Below are 3,593 nucleotides of genomic sequence, written 5' to 3'. Positions count from 1 at the left end.
CACCGCCGAACCCCGCACGACGGCCAGCACGCGGTGCCCGTTGCGCCGCGCATCCGACAACCGCTCCAACACCAGCACACCCACACCCTCCGACCAGCCCGTACCGTCCGCAGAGTCCGAGAACGCCTTGCACCGCCCATCCACCGACAGCCCCCGCTGCCGACTGAACTCGACGTAGACGTCGGGGGTGGCCATGACAGTGACACCGCCCGCGAGAGCCAGCGTGGACTCGCCCGACCGCAGCGACTGGCACGCCAGATGCAACGCCACCAGCGACGACGAACACGCCGTGTCAACGGTCACCGCCGGCCCCTCGAGACCCAGCGTGTAGGCAACCCGGCCCGACGCCACACTGCCCGCGTTGCCAAGGCCCAGATAGCCCTCCACCTCCGGAGGGACGGCGGGTAGACGGGTGCCGTAATCGTGGTACATCAGTCCGGCGAAGACGCCGGTACGGGTGCCCTTCACGCTGGTCGGATCGATACCGGCCCGCTCCAGCGCCTCCCACGACGTCTCCAGCAGCAGGCGCTGCTGCGGATCCATCGCCAACCCCTCACGCGGCGAAATCCCGAAGAACTCCGCGTCGAACTCCGCCGCATCGTGCAGGAAACCGCCCTGCCGGGTGTAGCTGGTGCCGGCGGTCTCCGGGTCCGGGTCGTAGAGGGCGTTCAGATCCCAGCCGCGATCGGCGGGGAACTCGGAGATGCCGTCGCGGCCCTCATGGACCAGCCGCCACAGTTCCTCTGGTGTCCCGACACCGCCGGGGTAGCGGCAGGCCATGCCGACGATGGCGATGGCCTCCTCGGCCAGGGCCATGGCGGGAGCGCTCGGAGTGCCCTCGGTCGCGGCTGTCGCGTCCCCGACCGTCTCCTCGTAGACGAAACGCGCCAGGGCACCGGGGGTCGGGTGATCGAAGACGAGCGTGGCGGGCAGCCGCAGACCGGTCGCGCCGGCGAGGCGGTTGCGCAGTTCCACGGCCGTGAGCGAGTCGAAGCCGAGTTCCTTGAAGGCGCGGTCCGGATCGACATCGGCGGAGTCGGCCAACGCGAGGACTCCACCGACCTGGGCCCGGACCAGGTCCAGGACGACTTGGTGGCGAGCTGCCGGGGTCGGCGCCTCGGCCAGTCGGCGACGGAAGCCGCCGAGCGGGGTGGACGTGCTCCCCGTCGTGCGCGGTGCGAGGAGGCCCCGGAGCAGTGGGGGCACATCGGTGGCCTGCTTGCGCAGCGTGGCCAGGTCGAGGGCGGCCGGTACGGGGGTGGCGTCCTCGGCCGCTATCGCGTCGTCGAAGAGTCGCAGGCAGCGTTCCGGCGCCATGGGCAGCAGCCCGGACCGCTGGGCGCGTGCCCGGTCGGTGTCGGAGAGGGCGGCCGCCATGCCCGCGTCCCCGGTGTCCCACATGCCCCATGCCAGGGAGGTGGCGGGGAGTCCGTCAGCACGCCGCAGCTGGGCCAGGGCGTCCAGGAAGCCGTTGGCGGCTGTGTAATTGGCCTGGCCTGCGCCGCCCAACAGGCCGGAGGCCGAGGAATAGAGGGCGAAGAAGTCGAGCGGCAGGTCCCGGGTGAGCAGGTGCAGGTTCCAGGCACCGGCCACCTTCGGCGCCAGGGTCTCCGCCAGCGCCTCGTCGCTCATCGACGCGAGCAGGCCGTCCCGCAGGACACCGGCCGCGTGTACCACGCCCACCAAAGGGTGGTCGAGCGACGCCAGTACGTCGGACAGGGCCTGAAGGTCCGTCACGTCGCAGGCCACACTGCGTATGTCGGCGTCCAGATCCGCGTCGACCGGGGCGCCACCACGGCTCAGGAGCAGCAGGTGCCGGATGCCGTGGCGCTCCACCAGATGGCGGGCCAGCAGCTGGGCCAGCGCGCCGGACGCGCCGGTCAGCAGCACGGTTCCGTCGCCGACTGCCATCGCCGGGGCGGTCTGGCGGCGGGCGCGCGCCAGCTGGGGCACCCAGGCCACGCCGGCCCGCACGGCTACCTGCGCCAGACCGGCCTGCGCCACAGCGGCCAGGGCGGCGGTGGAGTTGGGCTGGGCGTCGAGGTCGGCCAGGACGACCCGCCCGGGGTGTTCGGCCTGGGCGCCCCGGGCGAGCCCCCAGGCGGCGGCGCCGGTCAGGTCGCGGACAGTGTCGTGGGCGGCCGTGGCGACGGCGCCCCGGGTGACGACCAGTACCGGGACGTCCTCCCAGCCGGGGTGGGACAGGCAGGTCTGGAGGCGGTGCAGGAGCTCCGTGAGGTGCTGTCGTACGGCAGTCGGCAGCTCGGCGTCGGGAACCTCGCCCGGCATACAGGGCAGCACCACCGCGGGCGGCACCTCCGCCGTCGGCTGCGCCGACAGTCCGGCGCCCAACTCGGCCGCGAGGGTCTGAGCCGCCGGGTCCTCGCCCAGCACCAGCCACTGTCCGGTACCGGCGGGGACGGCCGGCGCCGGGGTCTCGGCAGCCACCGTCCACTCCACCCGGAACAGGTCGTCCTGCCGGGCCGGCCGGACCGCCGTCAGGTCGCCCTGGACCTGGCGGGCGACCAGTGCGTCGGCCTCGGCGACCGGGGCCCCCTCGTCGTCGGCGACGGAGACCGTGACCCCGGAGGCAGCGTCACCGCTGAACCGCACACGGATCGCCGACGGTCCCCGCTCCGTGCCGCGCACCCGAACGCCGGTCCAGGAGAAGGGCAGCACCGGCCGGGCCGCGTCCGTTGCGGCCGTCAGCAGCCCGCCCGCGAACAGGGCGTGCAAGGAGGCGTCGAGCAGCGCCGGGTGGAGGTGGAACCGGTCGGCGGTGTCGGCCTCCTGCTCAGGCAGTTCGACCTCGGCGTAGACGTCGGCGCCGGCCTTCCAGGCAGCGCGCAGCCCTCTGAAGGTGGGGCCGTAGTCGAAGCCGACCTGTTCGAAGCGGTCGTAGAGGTCCTCAATGGGGAGCTCGGCGGCGTCCACGGGCGGCCAGAGGCGGGCCCAGGGTGTGTCGGCGAGATCGCGGCCGGGGTGTACGAGGGCGCCACTGACGTGCCGGGTCCAGGGTTTTCCCGGCCAGTCCTCACCATCGTCGATCCGGGCGTGGACGGTGAACTCCCGGCGGCCCGACGCGTCCGGTGCGGCGACGCTCACCTGGATCTGCACCTGGTCGTGGGCGCCGAACGGCAGCGGCGCCTCCAGGATGAGATCGTCCACCGACCCGCCGCCGGTCAGCTCCGCCGCGTGCAGGGCGAGTTCGAGGAACGCCGTGCCGGGGAAGAGGACCGTGCCGGCGACCGTGTGGTCGGCCAGCCAGGTGTGTGTGCGCAGTGAGATCCGCCCGGTCAACACGGTCTCGTCCCGTTCGGCCAGAGTGAGTTCCGCTCCGAGCAGCGAGTGTCCGGCGGCTCGGAGCCCGGCGGTGGCCACGTCGGCACCGCGGCCGAAGCTGTGGTCGAGCCAGTAGTTCTGGTGCTGGAAGGCGTAGGTGGGCAGGTCGACGGGGGCGGCCTCGGGAAGCATTGCCGTCCAGTCGACGGTGAGGCCGTCCTCATACGCCTGGCCCAGCCGGGACAGCAAGGTGAACTGCTCGTCCTGACCCGCCCGCTGCAACGGGAAGCAGACCGCCTCGGGCAGCGTCT

Annotated in this window: 1 protein-coding gene; it reads right to left on the bottom strand. The window is 72.9% G+C overall.

Annotated elements, in window-relative coordinates:
- Positions 1 to 3,593 (bottom strand): type I polyketide synthase (locus IE239_RS41140; RefSeq protein WP_190154558.1); only part of this gene is annotated, 3,593 nt, incomplete at both ends.

It is taken from the genome of Streptomyces humidus, assembly GCF_014649655.1.
Lineage (GTDB): Bacteria > Actinomycetota > Actinomycetes > Streptomycetales > Streptomycetaceae > Streptomyces > Streptomyces humidus.
Note: the sequence above shows the minus strand (reverse complement) of the source record. Positions and strands in the feature narration are given on the sequence as shown.